Here is an 18,838-nt window from a genome sequence, read left to right on the forward strand (position 1 = left end):
TTCATGCATTTTATGAAATTTACTCGACTTGCGGCACTGGGTATCTCCGGAGTGATCGCCGCGACGGCCGTTCAGGCCCAGACCGGCTCAACCATGGCAAAGGTGAACGGTACGCCGATTCCTCAATCGCGCCTCGAATTCATAATGAAGGCGCGCGCTGGCCAGGGGCAGCCGGATACGCCGGAGGCGAGGAAAGCTTTGCGCGAGGATCTCATCACTGAAGAGGTAATCGCCCAGGAAGCGAAGAAGAAGGGACTGGACAGGGATCCTGACTTTGTCACCCAGCTCGACATGGCTCGCCAGACAGCGATGGTCAGAGCGTACCAGATCGATTACATAAAGAACCACCCGGTAAGCGACGAAGAGCTGCATAAGGAATATGAAACGGTAAAGACGCAGATGGGGGATAAGGAATACAAGGCGCATCATATTCTGGTGGCTACAGAAGAAGAAGCCAAAGACATTATCGCCAAGTTAAAAAAAGGCACAAAGTTTGACAAACTTGCCGAGGAAAAATCCCTGGATACGGGCAGCAAGAGCAAGGGTGGCGAACTGGACTGGAGCCCGGCTGCAAGCTATGTTCAACCTTTTGCCGAGGCTTTGACCAAGCTGCGCAAGGGCCAACTCACCGATCAGCCGGTAAAAACCCCCTTCGGTTGGCATGTGATCCGTCTGGATGATGTGCGACCCCTGAAAATTCCCCCATTCGAGGAAATAAAACAAAACCTGGCCCAGCGCGTGTTGCAGCGTCAGTTTGCGGCCTCGGTCAACGATCTGCGCTCGAAGGCGAAAGTCGAGTAAGCTTCTTCCCATAAGCTTTATTCTCCCATTCCCTTTACCCGGCAGCGCATCGCTCCGGAGTACAAAAAAGGCAGCCAAGGCTGCCTTTTTTGTGTCTGAAAGCATCTTTGAGCTATCTGTCTGCAAACGCGCGAATGGGATGGAGTAGATCCATTGCTCGACGATCGCATTGTCGGGCTCCGCCCGACAATGCGCTTCCAAAGTGCTTCCTGCTTACGTTACCCTTTGCATTCTCGGCGCGATCGCGCACAACAGTTCATAGCCCAGTGTACCAGCGGCCTGCGCAACCTCATCAACCGGCATGCCCCTCCCCCATAGCGTTACCGCGCTGCCTACGCCCGCATCTTCGATCTCGCTCAGGTCCACATGCAGCATGTCCATGGAGATGCGTCCCACAACCCGTGTTCGTCTTCCCTTTACAAGCACCGGGGTACCGGTAGGAGCATGGCGGGGATAGCCATCAGCATAGCCCCCTGCAACAATGCCCACTCGCATCGATCGGTCAGCCCGGAAAGCGTACCCGTAACCCGCGCCGTCGCTTGGCCTGAGTGTTTGCACGGAGATAATTCTGCTCGATACAGTCATGGCGGGTTGCAAACCCAGTTGCTCTGCGGTTGTGTGAGCAAGCGGTGAGGAACCATAAAGCATGATGCCGGGACGCACCCAGTCAGCATGTGCTTCGGGAAAACGAAGAATGGCGGCAGAATTCGCGAGCGAACGAGGCATATTTCTCCCTCCCGAAGCCAGGTTGAAACATTGCAGTTGCGCTGTGATGCTGTCGTTTCTATCCGATTCGTCGGCACATGCAAAATGGGTCATGAGGGTGATTTGCCGCACCGCGGGATTCGCCTTGAGGCGCTCCAGCGCAGCGGGAAATTCCTGGGGTGTAAATCCGAGCCGGTTCATGCCGCTATTGAGCTTCAGAAATACATCCAGCGTTGCACGCCGTCGAACCGCCTCCAGCATGGCAAGCTGCTCAGGGTGATGCACCACGGTACTTAAATGGCATTGCTCGATCCAGCGCAGTTCGTCTACGTCGAAAAAACCTTCTAGCAACAGGATCGTCTGGCGATAGCCCGCCTCTCTTAAACGCACGGCAGCATCCAGTTCGAGCAGGGCAAATCCTTCTGCCTCCGCCAGGGCCTCGGCAGCGCGCAACAACCCGTGACCGTATGCATCCGCCTTGATGACCGCCATCACGCGTGAACGCGGCGCATGCCGACGAACGATAGCCAGGTTGTGCTCGAGCGCGGCGGGATCAATCAACGCTTGAATGGGACGCGACATGGTAATTCAGGGATATCCGGAAGTTTTTCTTGAAGATTTTCTTTGAAGGGATTTTGCGGGAACGAGAGTTGTTATGAGTGCTCCAGACCAGGTATTTTTTTGGGCAGCATCAAAGGTTTGAAATTTTCCATCAGGAGAGGGTCCGACGACCGTTGTATAATGCCACGCCTCATCGTTAAAAAGAAGGTCAAGTTCTAGGAGAAAACGCTTGAAACGCGGATTTTATACCATTATGGCGGCCCAGTTTTTTTCTTCGCTAGCCGACAATGCGCTATTGGTTGTTGCCATTGCCCTTTTGGTGGAGTTGCACGCACCCGCTTATCTCACCCCGATGCTCAAGTTTGTGTTTGTTCTCTTTTACGTGATCCTCGCGCCTTTCGTCGGAGCCTTCGCGGATTCCATGGCCAAGGGCCGCGTCATGTTCATCAGCAATGCGATCAAGATTGTGGGCTGCAGCCTGCTTTTCCTGGCCATGCACCAGTACTTCGCGCTTGCCGCCTACGCGGTAGTCGGGCTTGGCGCGGCCGCCTATTCCCCCGCAAAATACGGGATACTGACTGAACTGCTGCCGCCCGAAAAACTCGTCATCGCCAATGGCTGGATCGAAGGCTTGACCGTGGCCTCCATCATACTGGGCACAGTGTTGGGCGGCTTGCTGATCTCGCCAGCCATCTCCGCTGTCCTGCTGTCGTTCGATTTTCCCCTGATCGATACCGGCGTGGACACTGTACCGGAAGCAAGCATACTGCTCATCGCCATATTTTATACTGCTGCTGCCATCTTCAATCTTTATATCCCCAACACGGGAGTCGATCACCGCATTCTCAGGAAAAATCCAATGTTTCTCGTGCATGAATTCGGCCACTGCATGAGGCTACTGTGGGCAGACAAGCTGGGGCAGATTTCACTGGCGGTAACGACCCTTTTCTGGGGCGCGGGTGCAACGCTGCAATTCATCGTGCTGAAATGGGCAGATGTTGCCCTCGGTTATCCCTTGAGCAAGGCGGCGCAACTCCAGGGCGTAGTCGCCGTCGGCATTGCCATAGGCGCAGTCCTTGCAGCACGAATAGTGTCACTCCGGCAATCCGTGAAGGTGATTCCTCTGGGCATTGCCATGGGCATTGTGGTAATGGCAATGATTTTTGCCCGCGAGTTGTGGATTGCGATTCCGCTTCTCATGCTGATTGGCGGACTTGCCGGATTTTTTGTCGTGCCAATGAATGCACTGCTGCAACACCGCGGCCACATCCTGATGGGCGCCGGTCACTCTATTGCTGTCCAGAATTTCAACGAGAATCTGAGTATTCTCACTATGCTGGGACTGTATGCGTTGCTGGTGAGCTTTGACGTGCATGTGTATACGGTGATTATTCTGTTCGGCCTGTTCGTAGCCGTGATCATGGCGGTGATACGCCAGTGGCACCTGCACAACCAGAGCATCGAGGATTCTCTTCATCTCATTGGCGCACACAAGGGGCACTGAGTGAATCTAGGGGAATTTAGGGGTACATCGAAGGCTATTGTGGAATTATCGGCCGTAATGCCTACAGGATAACTGGTCTGTTGGACAGTTCATTTTCCCCACTTTCCCGCCCGACCGGGAAATGCTCCTGCAAATGACAACCTACTGACTGGATTCCACTGATGACCCCGGATTCAAACTTCCCCTGACTGAAATGGGTTTCCATTTCACGGCAGATGGTTTCCCACTTTTCATGGCCGACCTTCGCGTCGATGCCCCGGTCAGCAACGATTTCGACATTGTGATCGGCCAGAAGCAGGTAAATCAGGACACCGTTGTTATGCTCGGTATCCCACACGCGCAACTGTGAAAATACTTCGATAGCCCGATCATGTGCCGATGTTGCTCTCACCAGAGGCAGCATATCCAGTGCCGCCTCCACTGCAAAGCGGATTTCTCCCCGATGACCGAATTCCGACTGTGCGATCGCATGTTCGATAGCGGTAAGGGCCGTAGCGGGAAATGCCTTGCGCACCGCCAATGGTCCTGTAAAAAGATGCCGCAGTACTCGCGTGAAATCCATCTACCATCTCCCTGAGGCGCCGCCGCCACCGAAGCCGCCCCCGCCTCCGCCGAAACCCCCGCCACCGCCGAAGCCGCCGGGACCGCCCCTGCCACCCCATCCTCCATAACCACCAAAGCCACCCGGCCAGCCGCGCCCTCCTCTGTAAATTCCGCTGCCGGCGTGGCCGAACAGGCTGATGAAAAACGCAAAGGCAGCGGCGATCAAGGCAAGTAATATCGAAGCAAATACCAGCCAGACGATAATGGCTGCCACTGCGCTCATCAGCGTCGCACCGAGAAAGCGGCCGAAAATGGACTGAAATACCTTGGCCGCAATGAAGAGCAGGATAAAGACAAAAATAATATTATTCACCAGAATATCGGCGGCAGCAGAAGAATCGCCGCCGTGTGCGGAACGGGCGGGAGGTGGCGGTAAGGACTCTCCTTCGACTACCCCTATTATTCGATCGACACCGGCATTTATGCCTGACGCAAATCGGCCCTGTCTGAATTCCGGCACGATGATCTCGTCGGTTATCCGCTTCGCCACGGCGTCCGGAAGCACGCCCTCCAGACCATAGCCCACTTCCACGCGCACAGTTCTATCCTGCTTTGCAACCAGCAGCAGAACACCGTCATCAATACCCTTGCGTCCCAGCTTCCAGGCATCCACTACCCGAATTGAATACTGTTCGATGGTTTCAGGCTGGGTGGTGGGAACGATCAATACGGCAACCTGGCTGCCTTTCCTGGCTTCAAATGCGGCGAGCTTCTGCTCAAGTTGGGTAGCTTCGTTTGTAGAAAGTGTACCGGTAAGATCGGTAACACGGGCTTTGAGAGGCGGAATCGCGGCATCCGCCATCGACAGGGAGGCTGAAATAAGCAGAGCGATGAATACGAGGATTTTTTTCCCGGCATGAATCATATGTAAGCCCTTGCCATTTCCGGCTGGTGTCGCGAGTAGGATGGGTGGAGTCCAATTTCAAGCTCCAAGATCAGCAAACGCCTCTTCCGCCTAGGGCTTGCTGAAATCCACCTTGGGCGCGGTTGAAATCGCTTTCTCGTCATCAACCGTGAGGCTGGGCTTCACCTTGTAGCCGAACACCATCGCGGTAAGGTTGGTGGGGAAGGAGCGCACTACGATGTTGTATTCCTGAACCGCCTTGATGTAACGGTTACGGGCCACGGCAATACGATTCTCCGTGCCTTCCAGTTGCGCCTGCAATTCCCGGAAGTTGGCATTTGATTTCAGTTCCGGGTATTTCTCCACTACAACCAGCAAACGCGACAGAGCACTCGACAATTCCCCTTGGGCACTCTGAAACTTCGCAAATGCCTCCGGGTCATTGAAAAGCTCGGGCGTGGCCTGGATGCTGCCCACCCTGGAACGCGCGTTGGTTACGCCCAGCAGCACTTCTTTCTCCTGAGCAGCAAAACCTTTTACAACATTCACCAGATTGGGGATGAGGTCAGCACGGCGTTGATACTGGTTCAGCACTTCACCCCAGCTTGCCTTGATCTGCTCATCCGTAGACTGCAAGGTATTGTATCCACAACCACTCAGGCTGAGCACCAGAAGCAATATCAGAGACCGCAGCACGTTGTTCATGAAAATCTTCCTGGAAAAATGCCGATATGGATAAGTATAGGCGAACTCATGAATAAGGAAAGAAATAAGGACGAGTGCGCGGATTTCAAGAGGGACTAATCGAATGAGTTCGAGAGACGAGTTCGTTATCATTCCCGCGCGGAAGTCATTTTCATCCCACATCATTGGGCACTCTGCCCCGCCGAACCGCTTTCCCTGAATGAAGCATAACGAGGCAGGCTGTCCTAGAATTAAAAGCGATGTGATCGAATAGGTGTAACAAAAAACCACCTGCCCGAAGGAGAAACCATGCCTTATTCCACAGTTGTCGATAAGCCGCTCCGAATACCAGATGCTTTCAGCATGGATAATGACATTGCTGCCCAATCGCAGGCCGCCTTTCTGCTCTATGCAGGCATACTGTTTAAGCCAACGCATATCCTGGCTCGCTACAGGAAACGCCCGCCGGATCCTGAAAGCGTTCCACCTGAAGACCTCGAATCGCTCGGCATCCCACCAGATGTGGCAAAGATGGGCATAGAAGTGTCACCCGAAAATCTGCTGCTCACTGAGCTCATCAATGAGATTGAAAAGGAAAACGCACTCTCCCCCGGAACGATAAGCGGTACTCTCATCGGCCAACCGATTTATGCCAAACCAATCTCCGAGCTGCAAACGAAATATACTGTCCAATTTTTCGAGATCCGTGACGCGCAGTCGCTTCTCAGGCTTCTAGCGGTCTCATTGCATCATTCCGATGAGTTGGTGCGGGTCGCAGCTGCCGTCTCGTATCTGGACGCTGTTGACGGATTCTTCATACCTCACCCCACTTTTCAAGGCGACATGGAGCGCCTTGTGTCCATTCTTGCCCGAGGCACAGCAAGCAAGGAACTATTGATACGGGATGTGGCCGCCACCGCACTGGCGCGCATACTGCCGGAACACCCCGCGCTGGTGCCCCTTTTACAAAATACCGACTACGGGGGAGAAGGCGAGCCTGCTCACACCAGCCTCATTATCCATGGCACCTGGGCGAGAACAGCTAGCTGGTGGCAGCCGGGGGGAGACTTTCACACTTATATTCTGCAATCCGTAGACCCCTCCGTTTATTCAGGATCGGACCGATTTGAATGGTCCGGCGGATACAGCGACCAAGCCCGCGCCTTGGCAGCGCTTACGCTGACGGCATGGGTGCAAGGCAAGGGACTTAAATCACCGGATTTTTTTGCCCATAGCCATGGAGCCAACGTCGTCCTGCTGGCAAACCAGGCAATCGATATCGGCAGAATGGTTCTTCTCGCCTGTCCAGTACATCCCCACAAGTACTGGCCCAACTTCGGACACGTAAACCGCGTGGTATCGGTGCGGGTGCGACTGGATCTGGTGATTCTGGCGGATCGCGGCGGGCAGCGATTCACCCATCCGGATATCATAGAAAATGTATTACCTGTCTGGTTCGACCATTCCGCACCTCACGAGCCGGATATATGGATACGGTATGACGTCCCAACGAAAATCTGAAGGATCACTGAATGGCAAGGGGGAAAGCTCGCAATGGCTCCTCAAAGCAGCCGACTTGTACCGCGCAAACATGGTCTGGAAACTGTTTGGTACGAGCGCCAGCGGACAGAGGCTGATCGAGGGGTTAAGTTCGCTAAACGAAAATGTGAGGACTTTGGCCGGGATGTTCCTCGTGCAGAGCGGCCGCAAGGCAATCCCTCTTTTGGAGCACGAGCTGGAAAACCGCAGAAACATGCCGCTGGTTTTAACGATGCTGGGGGACATCGGTGCGGCGGAATCCGAAGGGAAGCTTCGCCGTCACCTGGATGATTCCGACCCGGAGGCGGCCAAAGCCGCAAATGAAGCTCTCCGCGCGCTACTTTTCAAGCAAAAAATGGACTCCTCTGCAAATATGGAATCACAACGCCCCCCCAAGGAGTAATGCCAGGAGACTGTATCGCCTGCTGTTCCCAAACGCGGATTTATTCCGAGGCCTTCAAGGCCTGCATGGTGCTTTGGGCGAAACAGAGGTCCTCCCATGCCTTTGCTTTGGCAACCAGCGTGCGCAGCAGATAAGCCGGGTGATAGGTAACGATCACCGGAATACCTTTATGCTGATGCAATCTGCCACGCAGACTGCCTATGCTTGCATCGGTATTGAGCAGATTCCTGGCGGCGGTTTTGCCAAGCGCGACAATCAGCTTCGGCTTAATCAACTCGATTTGCCGCGCGAGGTACGGCTCGCAACATTGCGCTTCGTCGTCCGAAGGCTCGCGATTGCCAGGCGGGCGACACTTTACGATGTTGGCTATAAAAACATCACGACCTCGATTTAAACCAATGGCCATCAGCATGTTATCCAGCAGCTTGCCTGCCTGCCCCACGAAGGGTTCACCGAGGGCATCCTCCTGCGCGCCCGGTCCTTCACCCACGTAAAGCCAGTCAGCATCCGGATCCCCCACGCCAAACACGGTGCGCGTACGTGAATTGCATAGCCGGCAGGCCACACAGCCTTCCACACTCTCTTTAAGCTGATCCCAGTCCATCCGCAGAATCGTCGCCCGGCGCTTCTCTGCTACATCCTCTGTCGCGTCAGCAGAAGGCACACAAACCTGTTCTACCTGTTCTTCGAATTCGGGATACGCAACAGCCGACGCTACCATCACCTGATCCGATTCTGGCGCCCTAGCTGGGCTTTCGTCTTCGGTACGCTCCCTGACGCGCCATACCGGCGCCAATCCCAACTCTTTGAGTATCTCGCCGCGTCTGACCCGTTTTCTATCGTTGCTGATCACAACACCAGTTCCATCACCAGCGAGTCTTCGCGCCCGCCCATTGCGGGATAATAATCCTTGCGCTTCCCGATCTGCCTGAATCCGAGACGTTCATACAGCCGGGCAGCAGCATGGTTGGATTCGCGCACATCCAGAAACATGGTGAGCGCCAGCTGCTCCCTTGCAATCCCGATGAAATGGCGCAGCAATTTTTCACCCCAACCCTTTCCTTGCGATTCCGGGGCAATACTGAGCGTCAGCAAATGCGCTTCTTCTGCCCCGATTGTCATTACGCCATATCCAAAAATATGCCCATCCTGCTCCAATACCCGGCAATGATAGCCTGCGTCGAGCGAATCGCTGAAATTGCCCTGAGTCCACGGAAAAAGAAAAACCTCCCTCTCAATCGTCACTACCGCTTCGAGGTCTGAGGGCACCATTCGCCTTATTCGGGGCGCTTCCTGCAATTGGGCACTCATCGCTCCTTTTCCTTCAGGGCCACCTTGTTTCGAATATAGAGCGGAGCGGCATCAGCCGGATCGAGCCCCTGTCCCCTCGCGAATCGGGGTGCAGCCAGTTGCGCCATTGCACGCGCATCCGACCGGACGCCGCTGATGATGTGATTGAGGTAGCCTTCGTAACGTTTGCGCAGCACTGTGGGATACATATCGAACCCGCTGCCGCAACCTGTCCAGTCCTGCTCCTGCACCGGAGGCGCATTTTGCGGCAGGCAGAGTATGGGCTCGCTCACGGCTTGCCATTCGTCCAGCACTTTCCTGTAAGCAGCATGATAGATCTCGTGCATGCGCGCATCCAGCGCGGTGATGACCTGTGTTCCACCAGCTTGCTGTGCCAATGCTTCCAATGTACCTATTCCGATCACTGGCAGTCCCGCCCCGAAAGCCAGTCCCTGCGCTATTCCGCAGGCAATACGCAACCCGGTGAAGGATCCGGGACCCGAGCCGAAAGCGATGCCGTCCAGTTGTGCCAGCGTCAGTCCGCTTTCATCCAGTATTCGACTCACCATCGGCAAAACGAGTTCGGAGTGGCGCTGTCCCGCAAGAACCTCCTCACCAAGGATGTCACGCTCCAGCAACAGCGCAACAGAACAATATTCGCTGGATGTATCGAAAGCGAGAATTTTCAAGGCCAAGTCGAAGAAATATCGAGCATAATGTCAGTACAATGACAACCCGTATGGAAACTTCGGCGGAGAAATCATTGTCTATTGTTGAGCAACACTCCAGTTCGTTTAACTTTATCACTAATCGCACGGAGGAGTCATGAGCATCACGTGGATTCTGGTTGCAAACGCAAGCGCAGCATATCTTTACGCAAACTACGGACCAAGAAAAGGATTACAGAAGCTCAGGGAATTCCGGCATGACGCCAGCAGGGAGAAGCGGGTGGACCTGGTTACCGATCGCCCGGGACATAACAGAAGTAACGGGAATGGTCGCGGCTCCTACATACCTGCCACCGATCCAAAGCAGCATGAGGCATGGACTTTCGCCTCGCAGCTAGCCCGGGAACTGGAGAATGGGCGCAAAACCAACAGTTATCAACGCCTGATCCTGGTTGTATCGGCGCCATTTATCGGTCTCATCAATAGCAATCTTGGAAGCCAGGTGCGCAACCTCGTAAGCGATACTTTTGAAAAGGATTACACCAGGGCCAATGAAAGAAACCTGGTAAAACAACTGGAGAGCTGCATTTATCTTTGATATTCAGTTATTAGGAGGGTTTGATCATCCTTCCAGAGACCAGCGACCGATTGGCGTATAAACCGAACCGTCGCTGGTCCGGTCCGATTTAACCAATACCCACTCCCGCGCCCGCCACACCATCGGTTCTGCCAGCTCAGGCAGCGTTTTACAGGATGCATTCCTCATGAGCGTGATATGGGGCTTGTAAGGTCGCTCCTCCAATGAAAATCCCGCCAATGAAAGTCTGCTCTGCAAAGCTTCGACCAGATCGATGAGCGGCTGGGGAATCTCGCTGATTTCCGCATAAACGATATTCTTGCGCTTCCACATGCAGATTCTTTCGATAATCAGATCGAAAGCGCGCACCCCGGAATCCTTGATTTCATCCGCTGCCTTGTATAAAGCAGCCATTTGGCCTGCATCCACCTCCCCTACGAAAACCAATGTGAGGTGAATGTTGTCCGTTTTTGTTCTCCGCCCCTCGCAAAACGATGCTAATCGTCCGGTCAGCCGTACCAGCTGCATGCAGGCTTCCCTGTCGGGCCATATCGCAAAAAACAGGCGTACTGCTTTTTGCCTGACAAGCCTGGTCTCTTCAGCCATCTGTCACCATTCATCTACCCGCTCACCCGCCCGTCACTTTCCACTCAATTTACGTCCCGATTGTTTTTCGCTCAGTCATTCGCTTGATTTATTCGGGTAATCAGGCATACCGCTTCCGCCTCTATTCCCTCGCCTCGCCCTACCGGACCAAGACGTTCAGCGGTCTTGGCCTTGACGTTGACATCTCCGGGCTGCATGCTCAGGTCCTGCGCAATATTTCCGATCATGGAAGGTATATGAGCCGCCATTTTAGGCGCCTGTGCGAGGATAGTGGCATCGACATTCACCACCCTGTACCCGCGTTCCGCAAGGAGGTTGCCCACGTTCCGCAGTAGCACGCGGCTGTCAATATTCCTGTAACGCGGATCAGTATCAGAAAAATGCCTGCCGATGTCACCCAATGCCGCAGCTCCCAGTACCGCATCACATATTGCATGCAGCAGTACATCCGCGTCGGAATGCCCCAGCAAACCTTTCTCGTAGGGAATGGTCACTCCGCCGATAATAAGCTTACGACCCTCGACCAGCTGGTGTACATCAAAACCCTGCCCGATTCTGAATCCGTCCACTATCACCTCTTCTTGTTTAATTCCGGGAAAAATATGAGAAACAGTAATCGGTGCTTTGCGTGACTCGTCAGGCAGAGCCTGACCTACTATGATAAAAATTGCTCAGCTGCAGGATGGGTGGAGCGAAGTGCAATCATCCTATTATTCAATGATGGGTTACAGCTTGCGACCTCCATCCCTCTACAGATGCTAGAAGTAGCAGGTCGGGCTTTGCCCGAATCTTGTTCACCGATGGCTGGATCTACTACTACAACTGGCTAATAAGCCGCAACCGTCACCACTTCACTGCCATTTACAGATTTTTCAGTATCAACTCCGCCAGTGCGAGATCCTGAGGATAAGTAACTTTCAGGTTGCGCGCATCGCTCAGAACCAGTTTTGGGCGCAGACCCAGTGCTTCGATCGCGCCTGCATCGTCCGTCATGGCTACACCTCCGGCCCTGCTCAGAGCGTTCACCAGGGTCCGGTACCGGAACATCTGCGGTGTTTGGGCCTGCCAAAGACTTTCCCTCGGTTCTGTACGTTCAACCCGGCAAGTGGGATCGCTTCGCTTCAAGGTGTCTGCAACCGGAACCGCAAGCAATCCGCCCACTTCGTCCTCTTCCAGTTCATCCATCAGTTTATCCAGGAGCTTTCCTCCTAAACAAGGCCGTGCAGCATCATGAACCAGCACCCAGTCATCATCCTCGATCGCCGTCTCTTCCTGCGCTGCCTTTAAACCATTCAGTACGGTTTCGGCCCGTGTAGCTCCCCCGCATTCGAGCATCGACAGCTTGTTTGAAAATTCTGACCAGTCATGGCGCGCCCACTCTCCATCTCCCGGAGACAGCACAACAAAGACTCGGGAAAGCCGCGGCGAGTTGCACAACGTTGCCAGCGCATGACGGATCATGGGTTTTCCTGCCAGGGGCAAGTATTGCTTGGGCATCTGGTCGCCCATGCGCGAGCCTGAACCTGCCGCCGGGATGAGTGCGAAGAAATTTTGCATTGGTATTACAGGAAGTAGCTGAATTGATGGATCAAACGAAGGCGGGCACGTGAATATGTGTTAAGCCGTGAAAATTAGCAATGATTGGCAATGGAAATACGATGGAAACGCTGCGAGGAAGCACCGGACTGACTGGGTACCTTTAACCTGTAAGATTTTACAGCTACCGGCGTATTTAATCTTGTCCTTTAATACTTATACCACGAGCCATGCAGAAAGATGAGTTCCACACGGCTTTTTTGAATCCCTTACGTAAGAATTGATTAATCTTCCCGCTCCCAGGTGCAGAGAACATGATTGGACAATCCCCTGCCTTCGCAAAAGTTACCCAGCTCATTGAGAAAATTGCAGGTTGCGACGCACCTGTTCTTATCGAAGGCGAAACAGGCACAGGAAAAGAACTGGCCGCACGGGCAATTCACGGCAGCAGCACGAGGCGAGACGGCCCGTTTGTGCCGATAAATTGCGGCGCCATCCCGGACACCCTCGTTGAAAACGAACTGTTCGGACACGAACGGGGCGCCTACACCGGGGCGCAGTCGAAACGCCCAGGTCTGATTGCGCACGCGCAGTCCGGCACGCTCTTCCTGGATGAAGTGGATGCGTTATCTCCCAAAGCGCAAGTTGCCCTGCTCCGATTCTTTCAGGATCAGCAGTACTTTCCGCTGGGAAGCGGGACGGCGCGCTCTGCAAACGTGAGAATAATCATCGCCAGTAACAGAAACTTAGGGCAACTGGCCGAGAAAGGCGAATTCCGGCTCGATCTTCTGTTTCGCCTCAAAATCATGTACCTCACCCTGCCGCCACTCCGTGAGCGCCAAGGTGACGCGGCTCTGTTGGCAGATTACTTCCTGCGCGAATGCTCCGCGCGTTTTAACCGTGGCAACAAAACTTTACATCCGAATACTATCGCATGGTTTGATAAATACAGTTGGCCGGGGAATATACGGGAACTGGAAAATCTGATCTATCGCGAGTATCTTCTCGCCGACGAATCTGTCATAAATATCGCATCGCTCGCGCCCACCGAAGTCGAACGGCGATCGGGATTTGACCGCCGCCTCCCCGAGTTGAACGGCTTGAGCTTCACCGAGGCCAAAAATCGCGCCATAGCAACTTTTGAACAGTATTACCTCGCCGAAGCCATGGTCAGAGCGCAGGGTAACGTCACAAAAGCTGCGAGCCTTGTCGGAAAAGATCGTCGCGCGTTTGGGAAATTGCTAAAAAAGCATAGTATGAATAAAAGCAAAGTCTTTGTAGAACACTGATTCTCCTGTCTTCAGGTTCCCCTCTCGATCCTTAGCGCTTTGAGCTACTCATTCTGAATCTGAACACCCACACTTTCTCCTTAGTTACCCATCCAGATATGGCCGGGTTGGCAGCGACGAGTAATTCACGGTTTAGCAGAAAACGTGAATTACTTACGATGTGACCATATCTGGCTTTTCGGATGCCTCCTCACGGAATTCGTGGGGTCCTCCCGATCCGATATCTCCTTTGCCTGATTTCCTCAAACAGCTCGGGGTGCCGGTCGAGCAGCGTAAGCAGCTGCATGACTGACACGGGCGTTCTCACTTTTCCGCTCTCATAACGAGAAAAAGCGTTGACGCCACCGCCGAAAATCTCTCCCGCCTGGCACTGATCAAGGCCCAGCTTTTGTCGTGTCTTCGCCACGAAGACTGCTTCTCTTGCAGCATGGCGTCTACGAGTTCCTTAAACGCGTCCATTCCGGTCACCAGCTTATCATCCGGACCTAGAAATTCGCGCGACGCAGGGTTAGCACATGGGGCAATTTTTACCCGGTAGGGGTCATTTCTTACCCATGCACGCAGGTACAGGATTTAAAGCATTAAAAGGGTTTCCTGCGTGTTTGTAACATTGATATTAAGGTGCAAAACGTGACCCGTTTTAGCGAAGGTGAATCATTCAAGTTACTGGTAATAAGAGATTTATTCCACTTGGCAAAGATGGCATTTTTCTTGCTTCAGTTGAAGTCAGGATTGGCTGAATACGGGGATACGTGTTTTTCCAAAATAGCTACGTAGAGAAATTTACTGTCATGTAAGAAACCTTTTATCCAACTCGCTGCGGCAAAAGAAGAAGCATGGAATTTTATTGTATGCATTCACAAAGATCGCAGCACAACTGGAAACCCATGACGGCCGCCCTTCGGGTCGCAGTCGTGGCGGTTTCCGCCCTGGCCCTAGACGTCCACGCAGCTGAGCTCTGCACGCCGAGCAGCGCGCTCATGGTTTCCGTGCAAGGCGCTGTAGAACTGCGTCGGGTTAAGGAAGCCAACTGGCAACCGGCAAAGTTGAATGTTGCCCTTTGCCCTGGTGATACAGTCCGTGTTCCAGAGAATAGCCGCGCCGCGTTACGGCTTAGCAACGAGAGCACCTTGCGGCTCGATCAGAAAACTGTCCTCACACTGGCTGCCCCTGCCCGGGATAGGGCCGCACTGGTGGAACTGGTTACCGGCAATCTCTTTGTCATTACGCGCACGCCCAAGCCCTTCAGGGTTAAAACACGCCTTATCACAGCTGATATTGAAGGAACGGAATTCTTTATCGGCACCGATGAGGGTAGCGCCAAACTCGTAATTTATGAAGGCACGGTATCGGCGAGCAACGAGCAGGGAAGCATCAGCCTCGTCAGCAACGAAGCGGCAAGCGTGGTTCAAGGTGAGGCGCCTCGCAAGGAAGAAGTCCTGCGTCCAGTTGATGCGGTTCAATGGACCCTGTATTACCCCACCATTATCAGCTACCGTCTGGATGAGAAGCTGCCCGATGAACCAGCGCAGTCAGCCTTGCGCGCTTCGCTTGCACTCTATAGGCAAGGCAAGCTGCCTGAAGCGCTGACTGCACTCGGTGAGGTGCCAGAAACTTTACATTCCCCCCACTTTTTAACTTATAGGGCAGGACTTTTACTCTCGGTTGGCCGTGTCGATGAAGCGCAGGTGGATATCGGGCAGGTACTCGAACTGGAGCCGGGAAACAGCGACGCCTATGCTCTTCAGGCAATCATTGCCGTCGTGCAGGATGACAAGGATCAGGCCCTGGTCCTGGCGACCAGGGCAGTCGAACTGGATCAGGAATCATCCACTGCCCGGCTCGCGCTGTCCTACGCGCAGCAGGCGCACTTCCAGATCGAGGCAGCGCTTGAGAGCGTTCAAAAAGCTGCGGGGTTTGACCCCCAGAACGCGCTTATCTGGGCACGGCTGTCGGAACTGCACATGTCGACTGGGTATCTGGACAAGGCTTTGGAAGCCGCAGAGCGCGCGGTCGACCTCAATCCCAATCTCTCGAAGACACAGACCGTGCTGGGCTTCGCTCATTTAACCCGCATCGATACCAAGGCAGCGAAAGCAGCTTTCGCCAGAGGCATCGAACTCGACTCGGCTGACCCCATGCCGAGGCTCGGCATTGGCTTGGCGAAACTGCGCGAGGGCGATGTTGAAGCCGGGCGTATGGAAATGGAGATTGCCGCGGCGCTCGATCCCATGAACTCGCTGATCCGAAGCTATCTGGGCAAAGCATATTTCGAGGAGAAACGCTACAACCTGGCCGAATCGCAATTCGATATGGCCAAAGCGCTCGATCCTAATGACCCCACGCCCTGGTTTTATGACGCAATCCAGAAACAGACTCAGAATCGGCCAGTGGAAGCGCTCTGGGACTTGCAGAAGTCCATTAATCTCAATGACAACCGGGCTGTGTACCGCTCAAAACTGCTGCTGGATCGGGATCAGGCAGCCCGCGGTTCCAGTCTGGCGCGAATCTACGATAATCTGGGGTTCGAGAAGCGGGCGCTAATGGAAACCGCAAAATCTTTGAGTTTTGATCCGGGCAACCATTCCTCGCACCGCTTTCTTTCGGATGCTTATCGTAATGTTCCCCGGCACGAGATTGCCCGTGCAAGTGAGTTGCTTCAGGCCCAACTCCTGCAACCGATCAACGTCAACCCCGTTCAGCCTCACCTTACCGTAGCCGACCTTAATATCATCACGAGCACGGGCCCGGCAGTAGCCGGTTTTAACGAGTTCGCGCCATTGGTTGAGCGTAACAAGCCCCAGTTCGTAGCATCTGGCATTCTTGGCAGCCACAGCACGATAGGGGACGAAGCTGTGTTTTCGGCGCTCTATGGCCGTGCTTCAGTTAGCGTTGGCCAATTCCACTATAACACTAAAGGCTTTCGCGAAAACAACGATCAGAAGCACAACATCTACAATGCTTTCTTCCAGTACGCAGTAACGCCCAGGTTTAACATACAGGCGGAGGTGCGAACCCGGGAGACTCAGCAGGGAGACATCTTGCTTGAATTTGACCGGCCGTTTGATCGAAATAATCGGAAAGAGTTAAAGCAGGATACGGCACGTTTGGGAGCGCGCTTCTCGTTGTCGCCCCAGCAGGATCTGATAGCTTCAGCGATGTATACTGACCGCAGAACGGACCTACTCTTTCCTGGGAGGGTCACCACTGTAGAAGATAAAACGAAAGATGAGGGATATCAAGTTGAAGCTCAGTATCTGTTACGAGATAACCGTTTTAATGTGGTAGCCGGTGCTGGGACCTACCAGTTCCAAGTCACTCAACAAAGACATACTGACTATCGCCCCAGCCGTGGGGTGGAATGTCCTACAACTCGAATAGACGGAAAAACGCCTTTCAACCAAGAACTCTGTAATCCGCCTATGCCGGATTTTCCGACAGAGCGAAACATTGGGTACGCGTATATAAACGTTACCGCTCTTCCGAATTTGAGTGGAACGTTAGGTTTGAGTTATGACTCATTTAGAGATAATGTCGGGTTTGAAGTCAGTAAATTTAACCCAAAATTGGGAGCTCAATGGAACATCACTCCAGGTTTGCGCCTTCGACTTGCATGGTTTGAAACCGTCAAATCGTTTCTAATCGCCAATCAAACCCTCGAACCAACTCAAATCGCTGGATTTAACCAGCTTTTCGATGACGTCAATGGGACGAAGGCTCGACGTATGGGCATAGGCTTGGATGCGCGTATTGGAAAAAACTTGTATGGCGGCCTTGAGCTATCAAAACGTGACCTGGAGGTTCCAAGCTTCACTAATCAAAATACTCTAAATCAGGTGGAGAAGCAACACGAGCGACTTTACACCACCTACCTTTACTGGTTACCACACCCATACTGGGCTGTTAGAGCGGAGTCTTGGTTTGAGAAGTTTACCCGCGTTGAACAATCCCCCGAAGCTGCACATATCGAAACATTAAGAACACCGTTTAGTCTGAATTATTTCCATCCTTCGGGAATATTAGCAACCTTCACTACTACATACGTTCGGCAAGAGTTGGAACGTTGGGAGGAATCGGAGGAGGAGACCTCTAGATTGACTAGAGTAGATGACAGTTTTGTCCTGCTCGACGCAGTCCTTGGTTACCGATTCCCTAGACGCAGAGGTATTGTCACTTTAGAGGGCAGAAACCTTCTGGATCAGCATTTCTTTTTCAGGAATACCAATTTTCAAGTCAACGAAGTAAGCATACCGCCGTTCATCCCGGCTCGCACGTTTTTTGTGCGACTTACCTTAAATTTTTAAAAGATCTTACAGCAGTTCTAAGTCGTAGTATTCCCATTTTTGATCAAGAATTCGAAATCTTTGAGGGATGACACGAATCAATAATTAAACCTTGCCAATTTTTGGTCTGTGTGTGACAGCGAACATACTGAACTATTAGGGCTGTACCAACATTCTTTTGCCCGCAAATTAAAGGAGAAAGTCATGAAAACCAATACTTCTATAGTAAACCAAGCCGATCTAGCTCGTACGGTAATGACTAGCAACCGAACAGAAACAATGGAGCAGAAAGAACTTCGCGATCTCAGATCTGATCTCGATAACTTAATTTATAAATGTAAAAATAAAAGTTTATCTAATGGCAATTTAAACGAAAAAATAAACGAATTTATGAACAAAATTGCCTCTATAGAAGGAGAAGCAAAAAATATACTTGCCCGTCCGCGTGCGCAACTCGACAATGTCCTTAAGCATTCCAAGGACTATGTGCAACACCGCCCTGGTAGATCAATCGGTTACTCAGTTCTGGTGGGCGTTTTAATGGGAATGCTGATGGTTCCTCGGAGTTACCCCAAATCCATGGCAGCTTTTGCCAGAGCCTCTAATCGCAGGGAATGCAAGGACGGCGGAGCAACATGGTGCTGGTGTAAAGAAGGTGTGGATGGTCGTGGGGTGTACCATAAGAATGGATTTTGTTGCAATACTGAGGAAGAACCGTGTATATGCGAGGAATGATCTTATTGCCATGCTACCATAATTCAGCGACCCGACAATTCTGGGGGATGGGCAAAAGTAGAGGTCAAAATTAGAAATATCAGTATGAGATGTAGTAGTTCAGATTTAATCGGACAGTAGGGCCTTGCGAAAAGCGGGGTTACCCGGTTTGATAGAGGTGCGAATCTTTATCAAATTGAGCGCTGAAAGCGCAAAGGAGTAACCCCATGA

The 18,838-nt window shown here is 52.9% G+C and carries 19 protein-coding genes; 8 read left to right on the top strand and 11 right to left on the bottom strand.

Annotated elements, in window-relative coordinates; translation table 11 throughout:
- Positions 1–3: 3 nt before the first annotated feature.
- Positions 4–801: a peptidylprolyl isomerase gene (locus tag AC52W5_RS04940; protein WP_074974685.1), complete on the top strand. Its 798-nt coding sequence runs from the start codon at positions 4–6 to the stop codon at positions 799–801.
- Positions 802–1,014: 213 nt separating this feature from the next.
- Here the strand turns inward: AC52W5_RS04940 and alr are convergent, their stop codons facing one another.
- A complete protein-coding gene (alr, locus tag AC52W5_RS04945) occupies positions 1,015–2,088 on the bottom strand; it encodes an alanine racemase (RefSeq protein WP_495670195.1) in 1,074 nt (357 codons plus the stop codon).
- Positions 2,089–2,296: 208 nt separating this feature from the next.
- On the opposite strand from alr, the gene lplT reads away from it, so the two are divergent.
- The gene (gene lplT / locus AC52W5_RS04950; protein WP_113067669.1) at positions 2,297–3,571 is read left to right on the top strand and encodes a lysophospholipid transporter LplT; all 1,275 of its coding nucleotides are present in this window, start codon (positions 2,297–2,299) and stop codon (positions 3,569–3,571) included.
- A 61-nt stretch (positions 3,572–3,632) separates the two neighbouring features.
- On the opposite strand, the gene AC52W5_RS04955 is transcribed toward lplT, so the two are convergent.
- The 3 genes from AC52W5_RS04955 to AC52W5_RS04965 all read right to left on the bottom strand — a co-directional run bounded on the left by AC52W5_RS04955 (position 3,633) and on the right by AC52W5_RS04965 (position 5,723).
- Complete coding sequence (locus AC52W5_RS04955) at positions 3,633–4,133, bottom strand: TPM domain-containing protein (RefSeq protein WP_113067668.1); 501 nt, start codon at positions 4,131–4,133, stop codon at positions 3,633–3,635.
- Positions 4,134–5,039: a TPM domain-containing protein gene (locus AC52W5_RS04960; RefSeq protein ID WP_495670196.1), complete on the bottom strand. Its 906-nt coding sequence runs from the start codon at positions 5,037–5,039 to the stop codon at positions 4,134–4,136.
- A gap of 90 nt (positions 5,040–5,129) precedes the next feature.
- On the bottom strand, positions 5,130–5,723 hold the full coding sequence (locus AC52W5_RS04965; protein ID WP_074974761.1) for a LemA family protein: 594 nt from the start codon (positions 5,721–5,723) through the stop codon (positions 5,130–5,132).
- 288 nt (positions 5,724–6,011) lie between these two features.
- Here AC52W5_RS04965 and AC52W5_RS04970 point away from each other — a divergent pair, with 288 nt between their 5' ends.
- Positions 6,012–7,223 (top strand): hypothetical protein, encoded by a 1,212-nt coding sequence (locus AC52W5_RS04970; RefSeq protein WP_495670197.1) that lies wholly within the window; start codon positions 6,012–6,014, stop codon positions 7,221–7,223.
- A complete protein-coding gene (locus AC52W5_RS04975) occupies positions 7,201–7,644 on the top strand; it encodes a HEAT repeat domain-containing protein (RefSeq protein ID WP_495670198.1) in 444 nt (147 codons plus the stop codon). The genes AC52W5_RS04970 and AC52W5_RS04975 overlap by 23 nt, the downstream gene beginning before the upstream one ends.
- A 40-nt stretch (positions 7,645–7,684) precedes the next feature.
- Here AC52W5_RS04975 and AC52W5_RS04980 read toward each other — a convergent pair whose 3' ends face one another.
- The 3 genes from AC52W5_RS04980 to tsaB are packed head-to-tail and all read right to left on the bottom strand — an operon-like array spanning position 7,685 to position 9,623.
- Positions 7,685–8,497 carry a uracil-DNA glycosylase gene (locus AC52W5_RS04980; protein ID WP_495670199.1) on the bottom strand — a complete coding sequence of 271 codons (813 nt, stop codon included), beginning with the start codon at positions 8,495–8,497 and terminating at the stop codon, positions 7,685–7,687.
- Entirely contained in the window at positions 8,494–8,955 is a 462-nt protein-coding gene (gene rimI, locus AC52W5_RS04985; protein WP_074974677.1) for a ribosomal protein S18-alanine N-acetyltransferase, read from the bottom strand. Before rimI ends, AC52W5_RS04980 begins: the two co-directional genes overlap by 4 nt.
- Positions 8,952–9,623, bottom strand: coding sequence for a tRNA (adenosine(37)-N6)-threonylcarbamoyltransferase complex dimerization subunit type 1 TsaB (tsaB, locus tag AC52W5_RS04990; protein WP_495670200.1), 672 nt, complete (start codon positions 9,621–9,623; stop codon positions 8,952–8,954). The genes rimI and tsaB overlap by 4 nt, the downstream gene beginning before the upstream one ends.
- A gap of 136 nt (positions 9,624–9,759) precedes the next feature.
- Between tsaB and AC52W5_RS04995 the strand changes: the two genes are divergently transcribed.
- Positions 9,760–10,200 carry a host attachment protein gene (locus AC52W5_RS04995; protein ID WP_074703856.1) on the top strand — a complete coding sequence of 147 codons (441 nt, stop codon included), beginning with the start codon at positions 9,760–9,762 and terminating at the stop codon, positions 10,198–10,200.
- Between the two features lie 24 nt (positions 10,201–10,224).
- Here AC52W5_RS04995 and thpR read toward each other — a convergent pair whose 3' ends face one another.
- The 3 genes from thpR to ispD all read right to left on the bottom strand — a co-directional run bounded on the left by thpR (position 10,225) and on the right by ispD (position 12,342).
- Positions 10,225–10,785, bottom strand: coding sequence for an RNA 2',3'-cyclic phosphodiesterase (gene thpR, locus AC52W5_RS05000; RefSeq protein WP_495670201.1), 561 nt, complete (start codon positions 10,783–10,785; stop codon positions 10,225–10,227).
- Positions 10,786–10,856: 71 nt separating this feature from the next.
- Entirely contained in the window at positions 10,857–11,354 is a 498-nt protein-coding gene (ispF, locus tag AC52W5_RS05005; protein WP_495670202.1) for a 2-C-methyl-D-erythritol 2,4-cyclodiphosphate synthase, read from the bottom strand.
- Positions 11,355–11,646: 292 nt separating this feature from the next.
- Complete coding sequence (ispD, locus tag AC52W5_RS05010; protein ID WP_495670203.1) at positions 11,647–12,342, bottom strand: 2-C-methyl-D-erythritol 4-phosphate cytidylyltransferase; 696 nt, start codon at positions 12,340–12,342, stop codon at positions 11,647–11,649.
- 293 nt (positions 12,343–12,635) lie between these two features.
- Here ispD and AC52W5_RS05015 point away from each other — a divergent pair, with 293 nt between their 5' ends.
- On the top strand, positions 12,636–13,610 hold the full coding sequence (locus AC52W5_RS05015) for a sigma 54-interacting transcriptional regulator (RefSeq protein WP_495670204.1): 975 nt from the start codon (positions 12,636–12,638) through the stop codon (positions 13,608–13,610).
- 190 nt (positions 13,611–13,800) lie between these two features.
- On the opposite strand, the gene AC52W5_RS05020 is transcribed toward AC52W5_RS05015, so the two are convergent.
- Entirely contained in the window at positions 13,801–14,016 is a 216-nt protein-coding gene (locus tag AC52W5_RS05020) for a type II TA system antitoxin MqsA family protein (RefSeq protein WP_495670205.1), read from the bottom strand.
- 481 nt (positions 14,017–14,497) lie between these two features.
- On the opposite strand from AC52W5_RS05020, the gene AC52W5_RS05025 reads away from it, so the two are divergent.
- Positions 14,498–17,914 carry a TonB-dependent receptor domain-containing protein gene (locus AC52W5_RS05025; RefSeq protein ID WP_495670206.1) on the top strand — a complete coding sequence of 1,139 codons (3,417 nt, stop codon included), beginning with the start codon at positions 14,498–14,500 and terminating at the stop codon, positions 17,912–17,914.
- Positions 17,915–18,097: 183 nt separating this feature from the next.
- A complete protein-coding gene (locus AC52W5_RS05030; protein WP_495670207.1) occupies positions 18,098–18,628 on the top strand; it encodes a hypothetical protein in 531 nt (176 codons plus the stop codon).
- Positions 18,629–18,838 lie beyond the last annotated feature (210 nt).

The organism is Nitrosospira sp. CT (assembly GCF_059489795.1).

What these genes read in the sequence shown, in the direction of transcription:
- AC52W5_RS04940 (WP_074974685.1), top strand. Translation starts at nt 4, where the DNA reads ATGCATTTTATGAAATTTACTCGACTTGCGGCACTGGGTATCTCCGGA.
- alr (WP_495670195.1), bottom strand. Translation starts at nt 2,088, where the DNA reads ATGTCGCGTCCCATTCAAGCGTTGATTGATCCCGCCGCGCTCGAGCAC.
- AC52W5_RS04955 (WP_113067668.1), bottom strand. Translation starts at nt 4,133, where the DNA reads ATGGATTTCACGCGAGTACTGCGGCATCTTTTTACAGGACCATTGGCG.
- AC52W5_RS04960 (WP_495670196.1), bottom strand. Translation starts at nt 5,039, where the DNA reads ATGATTCATGCCGGGAAAAAAATCCTCGTATTCATCGCTCTGCTTATT.
- AC52W5_RS04965 (WP_074974761.1), bottom strand. Translation starts at nt 5,723, where the DNA reads ATGAACAACGTGCTGCGGTCTCTGATATTGCTTCTGGTGCTCAGCCTG.
- AC52W5_RS04970 (WP_495670197.1), top strand. Translation starts at nt 6,012, where the DNA reads ATGCCTTATTCCACAGTTGTCGATAAGCCGCTCCGAATACCAGATGCT.
- AC52W5_RS04975 (WP_495670198.1), top strand. Translation starts at nt 7,201, where the DNA reads ATGACGTCCCAACGAAAATCTGAAGGATCACTGAATGGCAAGGGGGAA.
- rimI (WP_074974677.1), bottom strand. Translation starts at nt 8,955, where the DNA reads ATGAGTGCCCAATTGCAGGAAGCGCCCCGAATAAGGCGAATGGTGCCC.
- AC52W5_RS04995 (WP_074703856.1), top strand. Translation starts at nt 9,760, where the DNA reads ATGAGCATCACGTGGATTCTGGTTGCAAACGCAAGCGCAGCATATCTT.
- thpR (WP_495670201.1), bottom strand. Translation starts at nt 10,785, where the DNA reads ATGGCTGAAGAGACCAGGCTTGTCAGGCAAAAAGCAGTACGCCTGTTT.
- ispD (WP_495670203.1), bottom strand. Translation starts at nt 12,342, where the DNA reads ATGCAAAATTTCTTCGCACTCATCCCGGCGGCAGGTTCAGGCTCGCGC.
- AC52W5_RS05015 (WP_495670204.1), top strand. Translation starts at nt 12,636, where the DNA reads ATGATTGGACAATCCCCTGCCTTCGCAAAAGTTACCCAGCTCATTGAG.
- AC52W5_RS05025 (WP_495670206.1), top strand. Translation starts at nt 14,498, where the DNA reads ATGACGGCCGCCCTTCGGGTCGCAGTCGTGGCGGTTTCCGCCCTGGCC.
- AC52W5_RS05030 (WP_495670207.1), top strand. Translation starts at nt 18,098, where the DNA reads ATGAAAACCAATACTTCTATAGTAAACCAAGCCGATCTAGCTCGTACG.